This window comes from Rhizobium sp. N122, assembly GCF_002211295.1.
In the GTDB taxonomy this organism is placed as follows: Bacteria; Pseudomonadota; Alphaproteobacteria; order Rhizobiales; family Rhizobiaceae; genus Rhizobium.
The window spans coordinates 99603-120853 of sequence record NZ_LOKU01000010.1; the positions used below are offsets into that span (position 1 = coordinate 99603).

General features: G+C 62.1%; 19 protein-coding genes and 1 pseudogene. 8 read left to right on the top strand and 12 right to left on the bottom strand.

What is annotated here, in order from left to right; all coding sequences use genetic code 11:
* Positions 1 to 199 precede the first annotated feature (199 nt).
* The 7 genes and pseudogenes from ATY75_RS09535 to ATY75_RS09565 form a co-directional block, all read right to left on the bottom strand.
* Complete coding sequence (locus ATY75_RS09535; protein ID WP_088937341.1) at positions 200 to 934, bottom strand: L,D-transpeptidase; 735 nt, start codon at positions 932 to 934, stop codon at positions 200 to 202.
* A gap of 174 nt (positions 935 to 1108) precedes the next feature.
* Entirely contained in the window at positions 1109 to 1915 is an 807-nt protein-coding gene (locus ATY75_RS09540; RefSeq protein WP_088937342.1) for a L,D-transpeptidase, read from the bottom strand.
* A gap of 96 nt (positions 1916 to 2011) precedes the next feature.
* A pseudogene (locus tag ATY75_RS09545) lies at positions 2012 to 2214 on the bottom strand (hypothetical protein).
* Positions 2215 to 2279: 65 nt separating this feature from the next.
* Positions 2280 to 3200, bottom strand: a complete 921-nt coding sequence (locus ATY75_RS09550; protein WP_064837522.1) for an alpha/beta fold hydrolase — start codon at positions 3198 to 3200, stop codon at positions 2280 to 2282.
* Positions 3201 to 3319: 119 nt separating this feature from the next.
* Entirely contained in the window at positions 3320 to 4945 is a 1626-nt protein-coding gene (locus ATY75_RS09555) for a cisplatin damage response ATP-dependent DNA ligase (RefSeq protein WP_088937344.1), read from the bottom strand.
* A gap of 204 nt (positions 4946 to 5149) precedes the next feature.
* On the bottom strand, positions 5150 to 6160 hold the full coding sequence (locus tag ATY75_RS09560) for a ligase-associated DNA damage response exonuclease (RefSeq protein ID WP_088937345.1): 1011 nt from the start codon (positions 6158 to 6160) through the stop codon (positions 5150 to 5152).
* Positions 6161 to 6206: 46 nt separating this feature from the next.
* A complete protein-coding gene (locus ATY75_RS09565) occupies positions 6207 to 7013 on the bottom strand; it encodes an alpha/beta hydrolase (RefSeq protein WP_088937346.1) in 807 nt (268 codons plus the stop codon).
* 116 nt (positions 7014 to 7129) lie between these two features.
* Between ATY75_RS09565 and ATY75_RS09570 the strand changes: the two genes are divergently transcribed.
* On the top strand, positions 7130 to 8101 hold the full coding sequence (locus tag ATY75_RS09570; RefSeq protein WP_088937347.1) for a glycerophosphodiester phosphodiesterase family protein: 972 nt from the start codon (positions 7130 to 7132) through the stop codon (positions 8099 to 8101).
* Positions 8102 to 8143: 42 nt separating this feature from the next.
* Here ATY75_RS09570 and ATY75_RS09575 read toward each other — a convergent pair whose 3' ends face one another.
* Positions 8144 to 10012, bottom strand: a complete 1869-nt coding sequence (locus ATY75_RS09575; protein WP_088937348.1) for a diguanylate cyclase — start codon at positions 10010 to 10012, stop codon at positions 8144 to 8146.
* Between the two features lie 534 nt (positions 10013 to 10546).
* On the opposite strand from ATY75_RS09575, the gene ATY75_RS09580 reads away from it, so the two are divergent.
* Positions 10547 to 11269 carry a LuxR family transcriptional regulator gene (locus tag ATY75_RS09580; protein ID WP_088937349.1) on the top strand — a complete coding sequence of 241 codons (723 nt, stop codon included), beginning with the start codon at positions 10547 to 10549 and terminating at the stop codon, positions 11267 to 11269.
* 35 nt (positions 11270 to 11304) lie between these two features.
* Here ATY75_RS09580 and ATY75_RS09585 read toward each other — a convergent pair whose 3' ends face one another.
* Positions 11305 to 13602, bottom strand: a complete 2298-nt coding sequence (locus ATY75_RS09585; RefSeq protein WP_088937350.1) for an EAL domain-containing protein — start codon at positions 13600 to 13602, stop codon at positions 11305 to 11307.
* Positions 13603 to 13846: 244 nt separating this feature from the next.
* Between ATY75_RS09585 and ATY75_RS09590 the strand changes: the two genes are divergently transcribed.
* Together ATY75_RS09590 and ATY75_RS09595 are read left to right on the top strand one after the other, a co-directional pair.
* Positions 13847 to 15214: a TIGR03808 family TAT-translocated repetitive protein gene (locus tag ATY75_RS09590; RefSeq protein WP_088937351.1), complete on the top strand. Its 1368-nt coding sequence runs from the start codon at positions 13847 to 13849 to the stop codon at positions 15212 to 15214.
* A 100-nt stretch (positions 15215 to 15314) separates the two neighbouring features.
* Positions 15315 to 15980, top strand: a complete 666-nt coding sequence (locus tag ATY75_RS09595; RefSeq protein WP_088937352.1) for a glutathione S-transferase family protein — start codon at positions 15315 to 15317, stop codon at positions 15978 to 15980.
* A 188-nt stretch (positions 15981 to 16168) separates the two neighbouring features.
* Here the strand turns inward: ATY75_RS09595 and ATY75_RS09600 are convergent, their stop codons facing one another.
* Complete coding sequence (locus tag ATY75_RS09600; protein ID WP_088937353.1) at positions 16169 to 17065, bottom strand: LysR substrate-binding domain-containing protein; 897 nt, start codon at positions 17063 to 17065, stop codon at positions 16169 to 16171.
* A 113-nt stretch (positions 17066 to 17178) separates the two neighbouring features.
* On the opposite strand from ATY75_RS09600, the gene ATY75_RS09605 reads away from it, so the two are divergent.
* The gene (locus tag ATY75_RS09605; protein WP_088937354.1) at positions 17179 to 17373 is read left to right on the top strand and encodes a hypothetical protein; all 195 of its coding nucleotides are present in this window, start codon (positions 17179 to 17181) and stop codon (positions 17371 to 17373) included.
* Positions 17374 to 17450: 77 nt separating this feature from the next.
* Here ATY75_RS09605 and ATY75_RS09610 read toward each other — a convergent pair whose 3' ends face one another.
* Entirely contained in the window at positions 17451 to 17921 is a 471-nt protein-coding gene (locus tag ATY75_RS09610) for a GNAT family N-acetyltransferase (RefSeq protein ID WP_088937355.1), read from the bottom strand.
* 150 nt (positions 17922 to 18071) lie between these two features.
* On the opposite strand from ATY75_RS09610, the gene ATY75_RS09615 reads away from it, so the two are divergent.
* From ATY75_RS09615 to ATY75_RS09625, 3 genes are all read left to right on the top strand, one after another.
* Positions 18072 to 19046, top strand: coding sequence for a phosphodiester glycosidase family protein (locus tag ATY75_RS09615; protein WP_088937356.1), 975 nt, complete (start codon positions 18072 to 18074; stop codon positions 19044 to 19046).
* Between the two features lie 162 nt (positions 19047 to 19208).
* Complete coding sequence (locus ATY75_RS09620) at positions 19209 to 19859, top strand: glutathione S-transferase family protein (protein ID WP_088937383.1); 651 nt, start codon at positions 19209 to 19211, stop codon at positions 19857 to 19859.
* Positions 19860 to 19916: 57 nt separating this feature from the next.
* Positions 19917 to 20282, top strand: a complete 366-nt coding sequence (locus ATY75_RS09625) for a hypothetical protein (RefSeq protein ID WP_088937357.1) — start codon at positions 19917 to 19919, stop codon at positions 20280 to 20282.
* On the opposite strand, the gene ATY75_RS09630 is transcribed toward ATY75_RS09625, so the two are convergent.
* On the bottom strand, positions 20267 to 20887 hold the full coding sequence (locus ATY75_RS09630; protein WP_088937358.1) for a glutathione S-transferase N-terminal domain-containing protein: 621 nt from the start codon (positions 20885 to 20887) through the stop codon (positions 20267 to 20269). The genes ATY75_RS09625 and ATY75_RS09630 overlap by 16 nt on opposite strands.
* Between the last annotated feature and the right edge of the window lie 364 nt (positions 20888 to 21251).

Below are 21251 nucleotides of genomic sequence, written 5' to 3' on the forward strand. Positions count from 1 at the left end.
TATCTGACGGAGCGCTTCAGCGCCTGGACAAAGGTCGCAAGCAATTCGATACGCACGATGTAGGTTATTTAGCGAATTAAGCAATGGTTTTCTGAAAATAAAACTTTCTCGGCGCGGGAAAACCGGAAACTTTTACCCCTGAACGGCGCCTGGATCAGGCAAAGATCGGGCGACCGGATCGTGGTCGCCCGGATCGACATCACTGCCAGACGACGATCGGCGCCTTCGTCGGAACGCGGTCGTAGAGATCGATGATGTCCTGGTTCAGCAGCCTGACGCAGCCCGAGGAGACGGCCTTGCCGATCGAGCGCCAGTCGGGATTGCCGTGCAGGCGGTAGAGCGTATCTTCGCCATTCGAGAAGATATAGAGGGCGCGGGCGCCGAGCGGGTTCTTCAGGCCGGGCTCCATGCCGCCGTTCTCGATCGAATATTTCACGAGTTCGGGCTGGCGGGCGACCATCTCGTTCGGCGGCTTCCAGCGCGGCCATTTCTGACGCCACTGGATGACGCCCGAGCCCTGCCAGGCGAAACCCTCGCGACCGATGCCGACGCCATAACGCATCGCCATGCCGTCACCCTGGACGAGATAGAGGAAACGCGACGGCGTATCGACGACGATGGTGCCGGGCGGCTGACCGGTGGGATCGAGGACGCGCTGGCGATAATAGCGCGGGTCGATCTGCTCATAGGGGACGGCGGGAATGAGAAAGCCGCCATCCTCGACAGGGCCATACATGACGGCAAGCTCGGCCCCGCTCGGCACGCTCGACGCTCCAGGGGACTGGAACAGGCGCATCGGCGACCGGTAGATGATCGTCGTATCGCCCGATGTGACCGTATTGGCCGAAGAGGCGCAGCCAGTGAGCGCGGAGGCTGCGGTCAATGCCGAAAAGGAAAGAAAGCTGCGGCGGGAAAGGTGTCTATCGAAGCTCATGACGCGGGACTGATTTCCTCTGATGCGGAAGCCGGACGAGACCGCGCTTGAGCGGCGATTCGTCCGATGCCGAGAACAACATCAGAAGATCTATCGGCTTGCGCCAAATAAACCATAGCTTCACGCAGACGTGTCCGGCCTTGAGCGGACGATATCGGCGGCGCTGTTGCAGCGCTACATCACAACGATCTCCGCCTTGGCGGGAAGGCGGTCGTAGAGATCGACGACGTCCTGGTTCAGCATGCGCACGCAGCCCGACGAGGTGGCCTTGCCGATCGACTGCCAGTCGGGTGTGCCGTGGATGCGGTAGAGCGTATCCTGCCCGTCCTTGAAGATATACATGGCGCGGGCGCCGAGCGGGTTCTGCAGCCCCGGATTCATGCCGCCGTTTTCAGCCGAAAAGGCGCGAACCTCGGGCTGGCGGGAAACCATTTCGACCGGCGGCGTCCAGCGCGGCCATTTCTGCTTCCACTGGATGACGCCGCGGCCCGACCAGGCGTAACCATCGCGGCCGAGGCCGACGCCGTAACGCATCGCCTTGCCGCCCGCCTCGACGAAATAAAGGAAATGCGCCTTGGTATCGACGACAACCGTGCCGGGGCGCTCTGTCGTCTGGTAATCGACTTCCTGGCGCAGGAACTGCGGCTGCACGCGGGTGACCGGGATCGCCGGCAGGGTGAAATCCTCGTCGCGCAAAGCGCCATACATCGCCGTATGCACCGGATTGGTGACCGGCAGGCCGTAGGTCTGGTGGAACTGGGTCTTGTAGAGCTCGCGCGTCTGCGGCACCGGCTGATCGGGTATCGGGCGCACCCGGCGCGGATCGACACCCGGCGGCTGATAGAAGACCGGCGAGGTTTCCTGGACGAAGCGGGCGGGCAAATCGGCGGCGACGTCGGGAATGAGGATGTTGCAGCCGCTCAGCGACGCGGCTGCAATGACGAGCCCGGCAATCGGGAGGACCCGGCGCAGAAAATTCATGGAACCACCCTTATCAACGATCGGCGAGACAGCGATATCTGTCGCGACGATGGCATCCCCGGCTGGCGCGAGGCTGGTGTCATTTATGATCGGAAATCAGGAAATCAGCGGGGCGCCGTTGCCGTAGGCCCCAGCCAGATCGCGGATCAGTCGCATCTCCCGCTCGGTCAGCCTGCCTGTATCGACGAAACGCCAGTTGCGTTCATAAAGCGCGAAAGCCTCGCAGGCAGGCATCGCGCCCAAGGGATCACGATTCCAGACGAGCGATTTCAGCTCGAGGAAGTCGTTCGGCACATCATGGTCTCTGCGTTCGTCGTCAGGCCGGCAGGCCTAACGGGCCTGTATTTGAAGCGGCGGCGCAAAATCAGGCCGCCACCCCGTGGAAGAAGCGGATACTCTGTTCGATCTCGGCCGGCAGCGCCGAGGTGTGGTTGCCGGCGACGGTTTCGGTTTCGATATGGATGCCGGCGGCACGGGCGCGGCGGGCGAGCAGATCGGCCCGGTCGTTGAAATGGGCTTCCTCAGTGCCGTGGACGACCCGGACCGGGCATTTGAAGCTTTGGGCGTAACAGAGCGCCGAGCGCACCTCGAACTCATGCGTATTGCTGTCGTCGAAGCGGATATCCTGGGGATAGCGGTTGAAGAAGCGGAAGGCATTGGGATTGCCGGAAATCGGCGCGGCGGCGCGGAATTTATGGGTGCTCATCGCCGTCAGCATGGTCAGCGTGCCGCCGATGCTGTGGCCGGCGATGAACAGGCGCCCGGAATCGACGCCCGGCAGATGCGCCATGCGCTCGGCGGCGGCAAGAACGTCGTCGACCTCATCGTAGAAGCCGGAGAAGTTGCCCATCTGGCCGTTTTCGCCGCGCAGCGACGGCATCATCACGACATAGCCGGCATCCATATAGGGCTTCATCAGCTGCCAGTGGCCGATACCCATGGCATTGCCGCCGTGCAGGAAGAGCACGGCAGGCTTGGCGGCGCGCTCGCGCTTGTACTTCGAGACCCAGGCGGCCAGTTCGAGCTCGCCGTAGCCGGAGCGGTAGAAGATCTTCTCGGCGTCGGCAGGCGTGCTCAGCGGTTCGTATTTGTCGGGCGCCGGCCCCTTCTGCAACAGCTTCGTGCGGAAATGGCCGCGGACCTTGGCGTAATCATGCGTGGCAAGGCGCGGCTCCTCCGGGACATCGAAAGCGGCCGCCATGCGCGGCAGGACGAGTGCACCGGCAAGACCGGCCAGCACGGCACGGCGTTGGCGGAAAAAGGAATTTCGTTCATGCGAGCTCATAACGCAGCACCCAAATCATTTTCCCGGCACACCAGATTTGCACCGGAAGATCGTTGCCGCCAATACACATCCTGTTGAAATTTTGGGACTGCGTCATTGTTGCGCAGGGGGACCGGAGATTATTCCGGCTTGGCGTCGATCATGGCGATCAGCGTGCGCAGCCGGTCGGCCTCGTAAGTCGGTTTGTCAGGACGAAGCCGGGCGATGCGGGGGAAGCGCATGGCGACACCCGACTTGTGCCGCGTCGAGCGGTTGATGCCCTCGAAGGCCACCTCGACGACGAAGCCGAAATCCTTGTCGGCGCGCACGGCGCGCACCGGCCCGAAGCGCTCGGTGGTATTGTTGCGCACGAATTTGTCGAGCACTTCGAGCTCGGCATCGGTAAAACCGAAATAGGCCTTGCCGACAGGCACCAGCTGTTCGCCATCCTCATCGTCGGCCCAGACGCCGAAGGTGAAATCGGAATAGTAGCTGGAGCGTTTGCCGTGGCCGCGCTGGGCATACATCAGCACCGCATCGACATTATAGGGATTGCGCTTCCACTTGAACCAAGGCCCCTTCATTCGGCCAGCCTGATAGATGCTATCGCGGCGTTTGATCATCACGCCCTCGATAACCGGATCGGGCGGAGCGGCGCGCAGACGGTCGAGTTCGTCCCAGGACGAAAAAGGCACCAGCGGCGAGAGGTCGAAACGGTCATGGGGGGCACGATCGATGATCTCGGTCAGACGGTCGCGGCGGTCGGTATAGCTTCTTCCGCGAACATCCTCGTCACCGTCGAAGAGGAGGTCGTAGGTGCGGATGAAGGCGGGGTAGTCGGCCAGCATCTTCGGCGTCACCGTCTTGCGGTTCAGGCGCTGCTGCAGGTCGGAGAAGGTCCGGGTCGGGCTATTGGAGCGGGCGGTACCGCCGACCAGCAGCTCACCGTCGATAACGCCGGAAAAACTGATGGCATCGAGAATATCGGGAAAAGCGCCCGAAATGTCGTCGCCGGAGCGCGAATAGATCTTGCGCCGGTCGCCGGAACGGGAGAGCTGGACACGGATGCCGTCCCATTTCCACTCGGCGGCGTAATTGGCCGGATCGAGGCCGGTCAGATCCCCCTCCTCCACCGCATTGGCGAGCATGACCGAATGGAAGATCGCCGGCGTCGCCAGAACCGGTTTTTCGCCGCCGCCCGCCAGCCATTCGAACAGCGTCTCATAGGGCGGCTGCAGACCGTGCCAGAGCGTTTCGATCTCGCTGACGTCCTTATCGCCGAGATCGGCCAGCGCCTGTTTGGCAAGACGGGCTGAGACACCGATGCGCATGGCTCCGGTCGCCAGCTTGATGAAGGCGAACCGGCCGGATGAATCCAGCCGGTCGAGCAGGTCGCGGACGAAGCTGCGCACTTCCGTGCGGCCGAGCGCATTCATGCCGGCGACGACATCGCCGAGACGCGGCTGGGCAAGGGCGGAGCGGTCGATATCCCGCTCATTGTCCCAGACCAGCGAAATGGTTTCGGCGAGATCGCCGACATAGTCGTAGGAATAGCGGAACAGCACCTCGTCCATGCGCTCCAGCACCAGTTCGCGCAGCATGGCGGGTTTGACGTTGCGCACCTCCAGGGTGCCGGCAATGGCGGCAAGGCCATAGCCGCGATCGGGATCCGGCGTGTCGCGGAAATAATCGGTCAACAGCTTCAGCTTGCCGTTGCGGCTGGGGGTCAGCACGAGGCGGTCGAGGAGGTCGGCGAAGGCTTTCATGTGGGCCTCCGGGCTTGAAAGAAAGACCCCTCCCCAACCCCTCCCCACAAGGGGGAGGGACTAACCCGCGGCGGGGTCTTGCCCCAAAGCAACGCTCCTGCATGCAGAGCCGCCTCAGGTAAAATGCGGTGGGCGCAACAGGCTAACCCCTCCCCCTTGTGGGGAGGGGTTGGGGAGGGGTTTTGATCCAGCACGCCGCTCATCTCAATCCGCCTCATCCTCATAGCCCACCAGATGCAGCGGTTTCGCCTTGATGCCCTGCAATTGGCACCAGCGCACCAGCGCCTCCTCGCGGCCGTGGGTCACCCAGACTTCGGCCGGGTGCAGCTCCCGGATGGTTTCCGTCAGTTCCGGCCAGTCGCAATGATCGGAAATGACGAGCGGCAGTTCGACGCCGTGCTGTTTTGCGCGCTGGCGCACCATCATCCAACCGGAGGCGAAGGCCGGCAGCGGTTCGTTGAAGCGCCGCGCCCAGCGGTCGGCGAAGGCCGAGGACGGGCCGATGACGACGGCGCCCTTGAAGGCGGATTTGTCGCGGCTCTCGATGGTCGCCGGCAGCAACTCACCGAGAGCGATGCCCTCGCCAATATAATAATCGCAGAGTTTTTCCATGGCACCGTGGATATAGATCGGCTCGCCGTAACCGGCATCGCGCAGCAGCCTTATGACCCGCTGGGCCTTTCCTAGCGCATAGGCGCCGACGAGATGGGTGCGCTCGGAAAACTGCCGGAGCGATGCCAGCAGCTTGCCGATCTCGTACATCGGATCGGGATGATGGAAGACCGGCAGGCCGAAGGTTGCCTCGGTGATGAAGACATCGCAGGCAACCGGCACATAGGCGGCGCAGGTCGGGTCGGGGCGGCGCTTGTAATCGCCGGAGACGACGATGCGGGTGCCGTTCTTCTCGATGGCGATCTGCGCCGAGCCGAGCACATGGCCGGCCGGATGAAAACTCACCTTGACGCCGTTGATCAGCAGTTCCTCGCCGAAGGCGGCAGCCTGCTCGCTGACGCAGAAACCCACGCCGTAGCGCAGGCGCATGATGTCGAGCGTCTGGCGAGTGGCGAGCACGTTCACATGGCCCGGCCGAGCGTGATCGGAATGGCCGTGGGTGACGAGCGCCCGCTCCACCGGCCGCACCGGATCGACATAGAATCCGCCTTCGGGGCAATAAAGCCCTTCCGGGGCGGGATAAAGCAGTGCATCAGCTCTCATGCAGCAAGAGATAGCGGCAAATGGGCGCGAGGCCAGAGGGAGCCATTCAAGACGGGAGCCCGTCGAGGAAGGACAGCACTGCGGCGTTGAACTCGGCCGGCCGCTGCAGCGGCGCAAAATGGCTGACGCCCCTGAGAGTGATCATCTGAGCGTCCGGAATGCTGCGGGCGAGATATTCGGCATGTTCCGGTTTGATGAACTCGTCATGTTCGCCGAGCACGATCGTAACCGGCACACCGATGCGGCCGAGGTCTTCGGCCCGATAATTCGGCTCCGTGCGCATCATCAGGCTGACCGCCTCGACGAAGCCCTTGAAATCGTCCGGCGTGGCGGACAATGCCGCATAATCCTTGGCATGGCGGCTGAAGCATCGGTCGATGACCGGGGTCGCAACGAATTCCAGCGTGCCGCTCGGATCCATGTTGCAGGCGAAGAAAAAGACGCCCGCGACACGCGACGGCGCCGTCGCGGCGAGGATCAGCGCGATGCAGGCGCCATCGCTCCAGCCGACAAAGGCCGCTTTCTCAAGAGAGAGTTCGTCCATGACCGCAAGCACGTCTGATGCCATCAGCTCATAAGTATAGGGACGGGCATCACGGCTGCTGCGGCCATGACCGCGGCTGTCGACCAGTACGACACGGCGGCCGCTTTGGAGCAGCGCCGGGACCTGATAGCCCCAGTTGCCGCTGTGGCCGAGGCCGCCATGCAGCAGGATGACGGCAGGCCCGGCGCCGTAGCTCGCATACCAGATGCGGGCGCCGGCACGTCCGACATGACCTTCGACAGAAGCCGGCGGCAAGGGTGCGGCGCCCTCGGCTTCGAAACGGATGAGTTCGTCGTCCTGTTGTTCCATCGTGATGCCAGTCCTCTCCTGAGATAACCGCGCATAGAAAAGCCGGAAAACAGCCCAAGAACAACCAGAATCGCTTTCTAGCTGTCGTCTTCTTCGATGCAATCAGGAGGAGCAATATGGGCAGGAAGCTTTTCTATGGCGCGGCGGCGGTCGCGCTTGCCGCGGCCGCCATCTATCTCAACAATAGCAGCCTGCTTGCCGCGCATCGGCCGGGAAAGCCGGTGCTGCTCGCCCACCGCGGCATTGCCCAGCGGTTCGACGAGACCGATCTGAAGAACGATACCTGCACCGCGAGCCGCATGCTGCCGCCGAAACACGATTATCTCGAGAACACGATCCGTTCGATGCAGGCAGGCTTTGCCGCCGGCGCCGATCTTATCGAGATCGACGTGCACCCGACGACAGACGGGCAATTCGCGGTCTTTCACGACTGGACGCTCGACTGCCGCACCGACGGCCACGGCGTCACCCGAGAGCATTCGATGGCGGAGATGCGGAACCTCGACATCGGCTATGGCTATACCGCTGACGGCGGCAAGAGCTTTCCCTTCCGCGGCCGCGGCATCGGCATGATGCCGACGCTGGCCGAGGTGCTCTCGACGTTTCCGGATCGGCGTTTCCTCATCAACGTCAAGAGCCGCGATCCGTCCGAGGGCGAAAAGCTCGCCGCCGTGCTCAACGGACTTTCACCCGCCCGACGGGCAGAAATCATCGTCTATGGCGGCGATGAGCCGATCGACGTCATCCGGCAGCGCGTGCCCGCTATCAAGACCGCCTCGCGCCAGAGCCTGAAGGGGTGCCTTTTCGGCTATATCGGCTATGGCTGGACAGGCGTGCTGCCGGAGGCCTGCAAACAGCGGATGATGCTGGTGCCGATCAATATTGCGCCCTGGCTCTGGGGCTGGCCGGATCGTTTTCTCAACCGGATGCAGGATGCCGGAACCGAGGTTTTCGTGCTCGGCCCCTATCGCGGCAGCGATTTCTCCACCGGCATCGACGATCCCGCGCTGTTGGCGCGACTGCCGGAGAACTATGCGGCGGGCATATGGACGAACGAGATCGAGGCGATCGGCAAGCTTGCCAAATGACGTCGGCCCTCAAACAGAGTTGGCGATGCCACGGCATTCGGCTTACGCGGCTCTTGCCTGATGCGCGGCGGCCTCGACACGGTCGCGGCCGTGCTTCTTTGCCGCGTAGAGCGCCTGGTCCGCGGCCGAGACCAGCTCTGCCGGCGTCGCAAATCTATCGGAGATGTTGGCAACGCCGATACTCACCGTCACGATCGCCTTGCTGCTTTCGCTGTGCGGGATTGCGCGCCGATGCAATGCCGAGCGCAGCATCCTGGCGAGCCGCAGCGCGCCATCCCTGTCCGTGCCGGGAAGCAGAATGGCAAACTCCTCTCCGCCAAATCGCGCTGCGAGGTCTGAGGGCCGCTTGGTAATCGACCTGAGAACCTCGCCGATCACCCTCAGGCAGTTGTCTCCTTCGAGGTGACCATAGGTATCGTTGTAAGCCTTGAAGTGATCGACATCGATCAGCAACAGGCCGAGAGAGGATTCGGCCCGGCGGGCGCGCGCAAACTCTTCCGAGATCGCCTCGTCGAACACTCTTCGATTGGCAATACCGGTCAATGCATCGGTGTCGGCCAGCCCTTTCATCTTCAGGGCGAGTTGCGTCAGCCTTTCCTCGGAATCCTTCATCGAGGTGATATCCGAAACCACCACCAGGGCAGAGCCATCGGCCGCCAAACGTGTGCGCTGCCGGAGCCAGCGTCCGTCGAACATCGGTATTTCGCTGTCCTGGGTCAGGAAAAGCTGCGCCGCGGAGATCTCGATCCAGTCATCGACGGCATCCGGGCTCACATCGACCCGCTCGCCACTGCGCACGACCGCCTGCAGGATATCGGTTATACCGGCGCCGGGTTGTCTGGCATGGGCGGAACGGGGAAAGGCGGCACGATATTGATCGTTGCAAAACACCAGCCGGCCCTCGGGATTGAACATGGCAAGCCCATCGGACATTTCGGTCATCGCCTGGGAAAGCACATTCTTGCTGTCGAGGGCTTCCTGAACCAGACGTTTTTTCTCGGTGATATCGCGGGTCACGCCGGCAAGCCCGACCAGATCGCCGTGGCGGTTTCGCAGCGGGATCTTCGACGTCAGGAACCAACGTTCCCGGCCGTCTTCTTCAACAAGAGGCTCCTCGAAATCCACCAGCGGTTCCCCGCTCGCCATGATCTCCTGCTCGCGATCGAAGAATGCTTGCGCCGTCTCGCGGGGATAGAGATCGAAATCCGTCAGGCCGACCATCTCCGAAGATTTGGTGCGGTCATGGTTTCGCGCGACGTTGAGGTTGGTGACGACGAACCGGCTGTTGCGGTCTTTGACATAGTGGAAATCAGGCGCCTGGGTCAGGGCGGCCTTCAAGATATCGCGCTCGAGGGTAAAGGCATGGAAATAGGTGATGACGCATGCCGCGGCCAAAGTCGCGGCGAACTTCACGCCTATTGCGGCAAGGCTGACGGTGGTGATATGCGACCAGCCGCCTCGATGGAAAATGCTCATCGCCAGGGTGACCGAGGCCACCATGACCGCACAGGCAAGCGCCTTTCTGACATCCGCCACGCCCCTGCCGAACAGAAAGTGGAGCACCAGTCCAAATGCGGACACCAGCATGATCGAGATCAATGCTGGTTCGACACCGGCGCCACCCATGGAGATCCTCTGCACGCATGTGAGGACTGCCGTCATCAGAACCGCCAGCGGACCACCGTAGACGGCCGAAACCGCCAGCAAGGTCGAACGGAGGTCGAGATAATAGCCGCTATCGACCTCGACGGACAGCAGCATCGACAAGACGGCCCCAAGGCCCATCATCAAGCCGAAGCCAAGTTCTGCCTGGACCCTGGACAGGCGGTAGAACTTGTAATGCAGGTGCATCCACACCGAAATGACGAGCGCTACCGCAGCCACATTTCCGATCAAGACTTGCCAAGGCACAACAGATTCCTCTAATATTTACAGTTACTTAATAAAAAGCGCCGATGAAATCCGATTGACTGAAGCATTGCTGATTGGCGGCCGTCATGGCCTTGGCGTCGGAGACCAACCTGCACGCTATTCCTTTTCTGCGCCCCTTCAGCGCCTGATTGCCGCGATCCCACCCGGAGCTTACGCCGGCCGAGCAATCCGAAGATAAAATCCTGCAAATTCTTTAAGTATCCATTAACCCGGCCATGCACCAATGCAGCCTCTTCGAAGCAATCGGGCGAAAGAGAAATGCGTCAATAAAATCAGATTGATATAAGTATCTCTTTCGAACGCCTCGGTTTGCTACAAGTCTTTCCAAGGCCGATTTTCAAAGACGAGATTGGCGACTTTTCGCCGTTTTTGCGCCCCGGAGCCGAAAGGCGCCTTTACGATTTGTTAAGGGCCAGTTGTCTCATAAGCTTACTATCCCGGTGACGGGCAAGCCTTGTATTTTTGTCCGCGGCGGCCAAGCGCCCGGATGCGAACTGCCGATCGGAGAAAGACATGAAGCTCGAGGCCGAATTCAATCGGATTGAAGAAGTCGCCGCAGGTTTCAACACGCATTACGAAGTGTTCAAATATATGAAGGGCCTTACTCAGGACCTGGCAATGAACGCTTTCCTGTTCATGAGCCTGCCGACCGTCGACAGCGTCGAAATCGGCGCCACCAAGATCATCACCAATTGGCCGGCGGAAATGGTGGATTATTATGACGCCCATAACCTGATGATCGACAGTCCAGTCATCCGCCGGATGCTGAGATCGACCAGCCCGTTCAACTATGACGTCGACGCGATCAATACCGATCGTGGAGGCGACAAGAAGTCCACGGTCATCGAGCTGTTTCACCGGTACGGCATGGAAAAAGGCGCTTATTTTCCCGTTCACGACGCGGCAGGCGGGCGCGGCGCCATGTCGATTTCGGGACCACGCAATTTCAGCATGATCGAAATGGCAAAGCTGCTGTTCATCGCCACACTCATCTACGACCGGCTCTCGCAGCTGACATTGAACGAGAAGCACAAGCCCATCGAGTTTACGCGGAGCGAACTCGACTGCCTCAGGCTGAGCGCCGGCGGCAGGAAGGGCGCCGAAATTGCACAGCTTCTCGATCTGACGGAAAATGCGGTCAACAACCACATCGGCAGCGCGATCAGGAAGCTCGGATGCACGACAAGAACGCAGGCGGTCGTCAGCGCTCTACGGCTCAATATCATTCGAGTCTAGAGCGCGCGGCGATCGGCAAGCATGTGAAATGACGTTCAGAGATCCCGCGCCCGCAGCAATGCCGGGATCTCCTCGGCGAAGACCGGCTTGGAGAAGCGGTAGCCCTGCGCCTCCTCGCAGTGCACGTGACGCAGGAAATCCATCTGGGCGTCGGTTTCCACGCCTTCGGCGAGCACCGAAAGCTTCAGCGTCTGCGCCAGCGAAATCACCGCTGAGGCGATGGCGACGGCGGTTTTGTCGCCCGGCAGGGCCTCGACCAGCGAACGGTCCATCTTCAAGCGATCGAAGGGGAAGGTCTTCAGCGCCGCGAGACTGGAATAGCCGGAGCCGAAATCGTCGATCGACAGGCGCACACCGAGCGCGCGCAGCGATTCCATCATGGCAAGCGCCCGATCGGCATCCTGCATCACCACGCTTTCGGTGACCTCAAGCTCCAGCCAGCGCGACTGCAGGCGGTGGCGCTCCAGCGCCTCGGCGACGTGGCTGGCAAAATCCGGATCGGCGAACTGCTTGGCCGAGACGTTGACGGCGATGGTCAGCGGCGCCAAGCCCATGTCCTGCCAGTGGCGCGCCTGGCGGCAGGCCTCGTTCAGCACCCAGAGACCGAGGGGAACGATGAGGCCGGTTTCTTCTGCGAGCGGAATGAAATTGACCGGCGGCACCCTGCCCTTGGCCGGATGGTTCCAGCGCACCAGCGCCTCGATGCCGGTGATGCGGCCGGTGGCGACATCGACCTGCGGCTGATATTGCAGGAACAGCTGGTCGCCGGTGATCGCCTGGTGCAGCTCCTCCTGCTCGCCGAGCGGCATACCCACAGGGGTGCCGCCGCCATCGTGATGCTGCAGCGTGTTGCGGCCGAGTTCCTTGGCGCGGTACATGGCGCGGTCGGCATTGGCGAGAAGCTCTTCCGAGGTCGCGCCGTCGAAGGGAAAGGCGGCAACACCGATGCTCGACGTGACGGTGATCTCGCCGCCATCGCTCGGGATCGGACGGTTGATCGCCTTTTGCAGCTCGCGCAGGCGGCGCGTGATGCCGGCGTCGTGGCTCGACTGGTGAACGAGCACCACCAGGAATTCGTCGCCGCCGAGACGCACCACCATATCCGAAGCCCGGACGCTGTTGGCCATGCGGGCGGCGGTTTCCTTCAACACCTCGTCGCCGGCGGCGTGGCCGCGGCCGTCGTTGATGTCCTTGAAATTATCGAGATCGATGTAGGCGACGGTGACCTTGCGGGTGTGGCGCCGGGCCTGGTCGAGGATATTGGCCAGCCGCTCCTTCAGGAAGGCGCGGTTCGGCAGGCCGGTGAGATCGTCGTGATGGGCCATGAAGTGGATGCGGTCGTCGACACGCTTACGCTCGATGGCGATGCCGGCGATGTGGGTGGCGAGCGCCACCAGCTTCATCTCGTGCTCGGTGGGACGGCGGACTTCCCGGGAATAGAGGGCAAAGGTGCCGAGCACATTGTTCTGCGAGGTGGCGATCGGCGTCGACCAGCAGGAGCGGAAGCCGAACGGGGCGACCAGCGCGCGGAAATCCTCCCACAGCGGGTCGCTCATCACGTCCTCGACGATGACAGCCTGGCCGCGCCAGGCGGCAGTACCGCAGGAGCCGACCTTGGGACCGATGGTGACGCCGTCGATCAGCCGGCTGTAACCGCCGGGCAGATTGGGAGCGGCGCCGTGATAGAGCCTGGTGCCCTCGCCGTTCAGCAACAGCACCGATCCGTCAATGCCGGTCAGCTGCGCCTCGATCATCAGCACCAGCGCCTCGAGGATCATCGGCAGCGGCTCGTTGCGGGCGATCATTTCGAGCAGGTTCGCCTGCTCACGATGGAGATCCTCCTGGCGCTTGCGTTCGGTGATATCGCGGGAAACGCCGATCAGGCCGACAATCTCGCCGCGATCGTTGCGCAGCGGGATCTTCGAGGTCAGCCGGCATATCGGCCTTTTGCCGCCGGGCAGGACGTAGCTTTCCTCCATGTCGATGCAGGCTTGCCCCGTCGCCATGATCTGCTGCTCGATATCGAAATGGCGCCGTGCCGTCTCGAAATCGAACAGGTCGAAATCACGCTTGCCGGTGAGGACGTCAGCGCTCTCCAAGCCGAGGCTGCTGGCGGTGACGGCGTTGGCGAAGACGAAGCGGCTGTCGCGATCCTTGACGTAGAGGAAATCCGGAAGTTCGTGGACGATCGCCTTCAGGCGCAGGTTCTCGATGCCGTCGGAAAGATGATGGGCGGTCGAGGCCATCATCGCTTCCGTCGCGGCGACGATGCGCCGCGTTTCGGCCGACAGGGCATCGGTCGATTCCCATCGCCTGGCACTCGGTTCCTGCATGCCGCCATTCTCCCCGGAGGCCGAAGGCCCCATCCCGCATAATCACCCCGTAAATTTCCCTTAAAAGTAGTCCTCATTTCCTTCGGCTTGCTTAAATGAAAGAGTGAACAAGACGACAAAATCGGCGGCGATATCCTGCCCTTGGCCGAGGTTACAATCGCAATTCCGGCCGCCTGTGCCAGAAAGGGACAGGCCCGTCTGGCATGTTTCGTGCTAGAGGCGCGATATGACTTGTGAATCCGGAATGCCTTCACGCCGCGACATGCTTTTCCTACTCGCCGCCGCGGCGGTTGCGGGAGGCTCAGCGCGCGCGCTTGCCGCACCGCTTGCGGCTGCCGGGCAGCCGGATCTGCGCGGCGCGATCGACGCGGTGGAATATCGCGCCATTCCCGAAAGCGGCGACCGCAGGACCCGCAACCTGCAGCAGATGATTGAACAGGCGGCGCGCGAGAACGTGCCGGTCTTCCTGCCGCCCGGCACCTACCGGATCTCCAATCTCAACCTGCCAGACAATACCCGCATAACAGGCGTTCCAGGCGCCTCGCGGCTCGTCTATACCGGCGAAGGCCACCTGCTGGCGGCGGCAAATGTGCGTCGCATCGAGCTTTCCAACCTGGTCATTGACGGCGGCAATCGCTGGCTCGGCGATTATGCCGGCGGGCTCGTCCAATTTACCGGCGTCGACGAGGTGCTGATCGACAATTGCGAGATCAGCGGCAGCCGCAAACACGGATTGCAGCTGGAACGCTGCGGCGGGCGGATCGAGCGCAGCCGCATTTCGGGCGCGGCCGAGGCCGGGCTCTACGCGGTCGATTCCGCCAATCTTTCGGTCACCGGAAATACGATCGCCGATTGCGGCAATGGCGGCATCCTGGTGCATCGCTGGAAGAAGGCGGAGGACGGCACGGTGGTTTCCGGCAACCGCATCTCCAACATCCACGCCAATGACGGCGGCACCGGCCAGAACGGCAACGGCATCAACATCTTCCGCGCCGATGGCGTGATGGTGGTGAACAACCACATCTCCGACTGCGCCTTTACCGCGATCCGCGCCAATTCGGCCTCGGACATCCAGATCAGCAGCAACCAGTGCCGGCAATCCGGCGAGACGGCGATCTATGTCGAATTCGCCTTCGAAGGGGCGGTGGTTTGCGCCAATATGATCGACGGGGCGGCAAACGGCATCTCGATCGCCAATTTCGATGAGGGCGGCAGGCTGGCGAGCGTCACCGGCAACGTCGTGCGCAACTTGACGCTGAAGGGCCCATACAAGCACGAGGTCGGCTTCGGCATCGGCATTGCGGCAGAGGCCGATACGCTGATCTCGGGCAATGTGATTGAGGGCGCGCCGCGCTGGGGCATGCAGATCGGCTGGGGTCCTTATCTCCGCAACGTGGTTGTGACAGGCAATGTGGTGCGCAAGGCGCCCGTCGGATGCGCGGTCTCGGTCGCCGATGGCGCCGGCACCGCCGTCATCACCGACAACGTCTTTCAGGAAACCGCGGAAGGGGCGGTTCTCGGCTTCCAATGGGAGAAGAAAGTGTCGGCCGAGATGGCCGGCGGCGGCGCGTCCTACAAGCAGCTGACAGTCGAGCGAAACCGCAGCTCCTGAAGAGCATCAAAAGCTTTCATCGTCCCATCAGCGGCATAGACTTTTCCGGGAGTGCTCACGCATCTAGTGTCTCACCTCGACATACCGAGGGGAGATCATCATGCTGACAATCTACGGAGTCTATCGATCGCGGGCGTCACGCGTCTATTGGATGGCGGTGGAGCTCGGGCTCGAGTTCCAGTCGGTGCCGGTGCTGCAGGCCAGGCGGCTGGCGGAACCTTTGTCCGGGAGCGCGCCGCTCAACACGCAATCGCCCGATTTCACCGCCGTCAACCCGATGGCGCAAATCCCCAGCATCCGGGACGGCGAGCTCGTCATGCACGAATCGCTGGCGATCAATCTCTACCTCGCCCGCAAACATGGTGGGCCGGTTGCCGGAAAAACCGTCGAAGAAGACGGATTGCTGACGATGTGGACCGTCTGGGCCGCGTCGCAGGTCGAGCCGCATTCGGTCAGGATCGTGCTGACCTATGATAACGGCCTCGAAAACAGCGAAGAGGGCAAGCAGACAATCGCCGCCGCCTGCCAAGCGCTGCGCCGGCCGATGGCCGCTCTTGAAAGCCAGCTTGCCGGCCGGCAGTGGATCGTCGGCGACCGCTTCACCGTCGCCGACCTCAACATCGCCGAGGTGCTGCGCTACGCCCAGAGCGAGGATGCGCTGTTCGATGCCCATCCCAACGTCAAGGCCTGGATCGAGCGCTGCCAGTCCCGCGCCGCCTACAAGAGAATGCAGAAGACGCGCGGCGAAGAGCCGATCGAGGTCTGATCTAGAGCACGCCGCGCTTTAGCTTTTGTTTTTGCATGTCGTTGCGGCAAAAGCGCTTCGCGCTTTGCCTGGGAAAACCGCTACACACTTTTGCGCGACATGGCGTTTTGTTTTTGCGCATGTCGTTGCGGCAAAAGCGCTTCGCGCTTTGCCTGGCAAAACCGCTGCACACTTTTGCGCGACATGCTTTAGCGGAACAAGGCGAGCGTGCCGTCCATTTCCTCGTGGATCCACGTCTTGAAATCCTTGACCTTCTTCGGCTCGCGCGCCCCCTCGGCGGTGATGAAATAATGGCCGAAGCCGGTCGGCGCGCGAATGCCGAAGGGGGCGACGAGCCGGCCTTCGGCAAGCGCAAAAGCGGCAAGCGTCTGCCAGGCGAGCATCACCCCCTGCCCGGCGATCGCCGCATCGAGGCAAAGCGAGGCGTCGTTGAAGACGTGGCGGGTCGTAGGTATCGCACCTGACAGCCCCGCCTCGCGCATCCAGACCTCCCAGCCGAACATGGCGCGGCCGTCGACGACGGCGGGCAGCGCCAGGATATCGGCGGGTTCCTTCAATTGCGCCGCCATCTCGGGCGAGCAGACCGGGAAGACCTCCTGCTCCAAGAGCAGCTCGGCCTTCACGTCAGGCCATTTGCCGGTGCCGACGCGGATGCCGATATCGACGTCACAGATGGCGGGATTAACGAGATTGGTCGTTGCATCGAGCCGCAGCTTGATCTCGGGATGGCGCTCGGCAAAACGGTCGAGCCGGCAGACGAGCCAGCGGGCGGCAAAAACCGGCGCCACCGAGATGGTCAGGATCGTATCGTCCTTGCGGCTGGCGATCGACACCGCCGACGAAAGTCGGGCGAACCCCTCGTCGAGCGCATGAAGCACCGGCCGTCCGGCTTCGGTGGCGATCATGCCGCGAGCAGTGCGCTCGAAGATCACCTGCCCCAGCTGTGCTTCGGCCTTGATGACCTGCTGGCTGACGGCGCCGACCGAAACGCCGAGTTCGTCGGCGGCGGCCTGCAGCGAGCCGAGGCGGCCGACGGCGTCGAGCGCCCTGAGGCCGTTGAGATGGATCGTGTTCAGGTTCCTCATATAGTTTTTCTATAGCAGCGCCCTGTTAATCTCAATTGAAAATTCGCTTGGCAGAGCAGACATTACAGCCTGCGGTGACGAACCCCGCACCGCTGGAGAAAGCGAGACATGCCATGTCGTTGCTGAAGTTTTTCTTGAAGCCTGCCCTTGCCATGAGCGACGCCGACACCGCCCCGACCTGGAAGGACGATCCGCTGCGGCATCCCGAAGTCGAGCGCATGTCGATGCGGGAAATTGCCGATCTGCCGCTCGGAACCGACACCGGCCTTCCCACCAAGGTCAAACCGCCGCTGGCGAAATGCGCGTGACGATGCGCGCCGTTTCAGCCGGCCTTAAAGCGCGTCGCATCACTCGTTGACGCGACGCGTTCTCTGGGCGACTTGTCTCAGTCGATCGATGCCTGCCAGCAAATCACCGGACCGTCTTCCGGATCGATGCGCTCTCCTGTTCGGATGAAGCCGTTATGCGCAAGGACACGCTGAGAGGCGATGTTTTCCACGCCGGTATCGGCCGAAATGCGTGACACGCGCGGATCCTTCCGCGCCCATTCGAGCAGTTCCGCGATTGCGCGGGTGACGTATCCACGCCGCTCGCGGCTCGGCGCAATCCCATAGCCGATGTGGATTTCGCCGTCCTCAGGCGCGCGGATGATGGAGCATAGTCCGACGATCTCACCCTCCTCGACAATCATCCAGGCCGAGGGGGTAAATTCGGCGCCGATCTGCGCGGCGATCCCCGCCAGCATCTCCAGAACCTCAGGCGGGGCGATGGCGCTATCGGGAACCAGCCGCAGATTTTGCGGGGCGAAGCCTTTCAGCAAGATGGCAAAATCATCAGCAGTCAGTTCGACGATCATGTTTTTCTCGGGGGTTCTATATGTGTCGGCTTTGGCGAATGAAGGCGTTTGCGGGTCGGCCGTAGAAAAACCGCACTTGGCACTTGCATTCGCGCAACGTCACGTCAACCCGGCGTCGCAAATCGACCCATTTGAGCAAAGAGATTTTCAGTGGCAATTCGAAAGATCCTATTCGGACTCATCGCAATTTTAACGGTCGTGGTTGTCGTCGGTGCCGGCTGGCTCTGGCACGTCGCGGGTGCTTACGGTTTCAACACTGTGTGGCGGCGCGGCGGGACCTATTGGACCAGTATGAAACCTGACGACGAGCGCCTTTCCGCCTCCATGCGACTGGCGTTGAACACAGCCATCCCAGCGGTTCAGCCCGGGCCGCTGACCTGGCAGGAACCGGAGGCGGGTTTCGAGGTGGCGGAACTGCCGGTTCTTGCCGATGGCCGCGAAGTCGACCGCATTTTTCTCAGCAGAATCGACCCGGGCCGCTTTCGATTCGTCACCCGCAATGCCCCGGCCGGCGATACCGGCATCGACGAATGGGAAAAGGCCTTGCCCAACGCGGTGCTCATCGTCAACGGCAGCTATTACGACATGCATGGCAGGCCCGACACGCCATTCATCAGCGAGGGCGTGGCGATGGGTCCCCAGCAGTATGATGCCAAGGCCGGCGCCTTCGTTGCCGATCAAGACGCTGCCGACATCCGTGATCTCAAGCGCCAAGACTGGCAGACCGCCTTTGCCGGCGCGTCGAACGCCATGGTTTCCTATCCCCTGCTCATCGGCGACGACGGGCAGACCCATGTGAACGTGAAAAGCCGCTGGCTCGCCAACCGTACCTTTGTCGCCAAGGACGCGCTGGGGCGTATCGTCATCGGCACGACAAAGGAAGCGTTCTTTTCCCTCGACCGACTGGCAGAGTTTCTGAAGACCTCGCCGCTCGATCTCAAGGTCGCGCTCAATCTCGACGGCGGCCCTATCGCCTGCCGGAGTGTTCGGCTGAATGGCTATCGGCAAAAATTCTACGCAAGATGGGAGGCCCAGGTGGATGACAACAGCGTCAACCTGCTCCGTTGGCCGATTTCCGAAGCCAACTGGGCCATGCCGATGGTGCTGACGGTCGAGCGAAAGTGAGTGGGCCTCGCGACATCCGCGGAAACGAAGTCGCGTGGCTTGCCGCGCTGCAGATTATCGCAAGCATCGATGTCGGAATCGCGTTTCGCCAGCCGTCTTCAAGCCATGGCATAACTCCCTGGATCGGCATCGATCCAAGGATAAAATGAGATGGAGGAAGCGATGACGATTACCATTACCGCCTTTGAACGCTCGCCCGATCGCGGCCGGGGTCTGGCGCGCGACATGCGTGTTCGCTGGGCGCTCGAGGAAGTGGAGCAGCCTTACGAGGTTCGTCTCGTTTCGTTCAAGGCGATGAAGGAACCCGCGCATCTCACACTTCATCCTTTCGGGCAGATTCCGACCTATGAAGACGGCGATCTTAGTCTGTTCGAATCCGGGGCGATCGTGTTCCATATCGCCGAGCGCCATGCGGGCCTGCTGCCTGCGGATGCGAATGCCCGGGCACGCGCTGTCACGTGGATGTTTGCGGCGCTGAACACGGTGGAGCCGCCGATCTTCGAGCGCAGTCTCGCCACGATCCTCGAGCGCGACGAACCCTGGTACGAGCAGCGCCTGCGTGCCCTTGAAGACAGCATCCGCAAACGGCTGGACAGCCTTTCCGCTCGCCTTGGCGATGCCGACTGGCTCGATGGCGCGTTCAGCGCTGGCGACTTGCTGATGGTAACGGTGCTGCTCAGGGCGCAAGCATCGGGACTATTGGAGGAATATCCGAACCTTGCCGCCTATGTCGCCCGCGGCGAGGCGCGGCCGGCCTACAAACGTGCTTTCGCCGCGCAGCTGGCGGTGTTCACCGCCGCATCGGGTGGCTGACAGAGGTCGGGCTTCCATCCGTAGTGCTATGTTTCGGATCGATACGCGGGGAAGGCAATGGCCGGCGACGTCGATGCAATATTTGAGCGCCTCAAGCGGCTGGCTGCCGAAGCAGGCCTGCTCGATGTCGAGGAAAGCACCTCCTATGGCAACCCAGCGCTGAAGGTCGCCGGAAGGAGCTTCGTCGCGGTGAAGGACGACGAGACGATCGTGATCTCAATAGGTCTGGACGACAAAGATCATCTTCTCGAAATGGCGCCCGACATCTATTTCCAGACCGCGCATTATATCGGCTGGCCGCATCTGCCGTTGCGCGCCGCCGTGATCGGCGACGAGGAATTACGGCTGCGGCTTATCGGCGCCTGGCTGTTCCGGGCGCCAAGGAAGCTTGCTGCCGCTTTCGGATATCACCCCCGATCATAGGCCAGCGCCCGCTGAACGGCGGGGCGCTGCAGCATGCGGGCGTGGTGGTCGCTGACCTTTTCGAAGCGGGCGGGATCGACGCCGTCGGCCGGCAGCCAGTCGGTCATGACGAAGAGATAGGGATCGGCGAGCGAATAGGTCTCGCCCATCACCCAGGGGCCCTTGAACATCGTCTCTTCGATCAAGGTGAAACAATCCGCCATGTTTTGCGGCACCTTCACCTTCATCGCCTCGATCGCCGCTGGATCGTCGGCCCAGCGCGAGCCGCGCGGGCGATGGGCGTGGTTCACATGCACGGTCGAGCAGAGATAGCTGCTGAAGGACTGCAGCCGCGCCATCTCGAAGGCATCGCCGAGCGGCGCCAGTTTGGCGGCCGGGGCGCTGTCCGCGATAAAGCCGAGGATCGCCGGCGTTTCCGTCAGCACGCCGCGCTCGGTGACAAGTGCGGGCACACGGCCCTTCGGGTTGATTTGCAGATAATCCGGCGAGCGCTGTTCGCCATCGCGCAGGCTGAGCTTTTTCGTTTCGAAGGCGAGGCCTGATTCCTCCAGGGCAATAAGGCTTGCGAGCGCGCAGGTTCCCGGCGCGTAGTACAAAGTCAGCATGGTGGTCCACTCCCTTTCGGCCGCTGGTATAGCGCAGGGATGGGTGCGCCGGAACTGGGGAGATTGGGTTTTGTCTCTGCGTCGGGCGCGGACGAGGAGCAATGATCGGTGTGCCGTGCGGCCGCCCCTCATCCGGCTGCCGCCACCGACCGGGGTCGAGCCACGGGTCTCGACCCGTCCTTCGGACCCCCGCAAACGGGGCGAAGGGATATGCCGCGACCTCTCCGTCCCTCGCCGACCTCTCGCTAGAACAGGATGATTTTAGGCCCGGTTGGCCTAAAATCTGAATCCTGTTCTAAAATAAAGAGTTAGGGCATGATGTCGTCCGAAAACCGCTCACACTTTTCGGCATCATGCTCTAGGC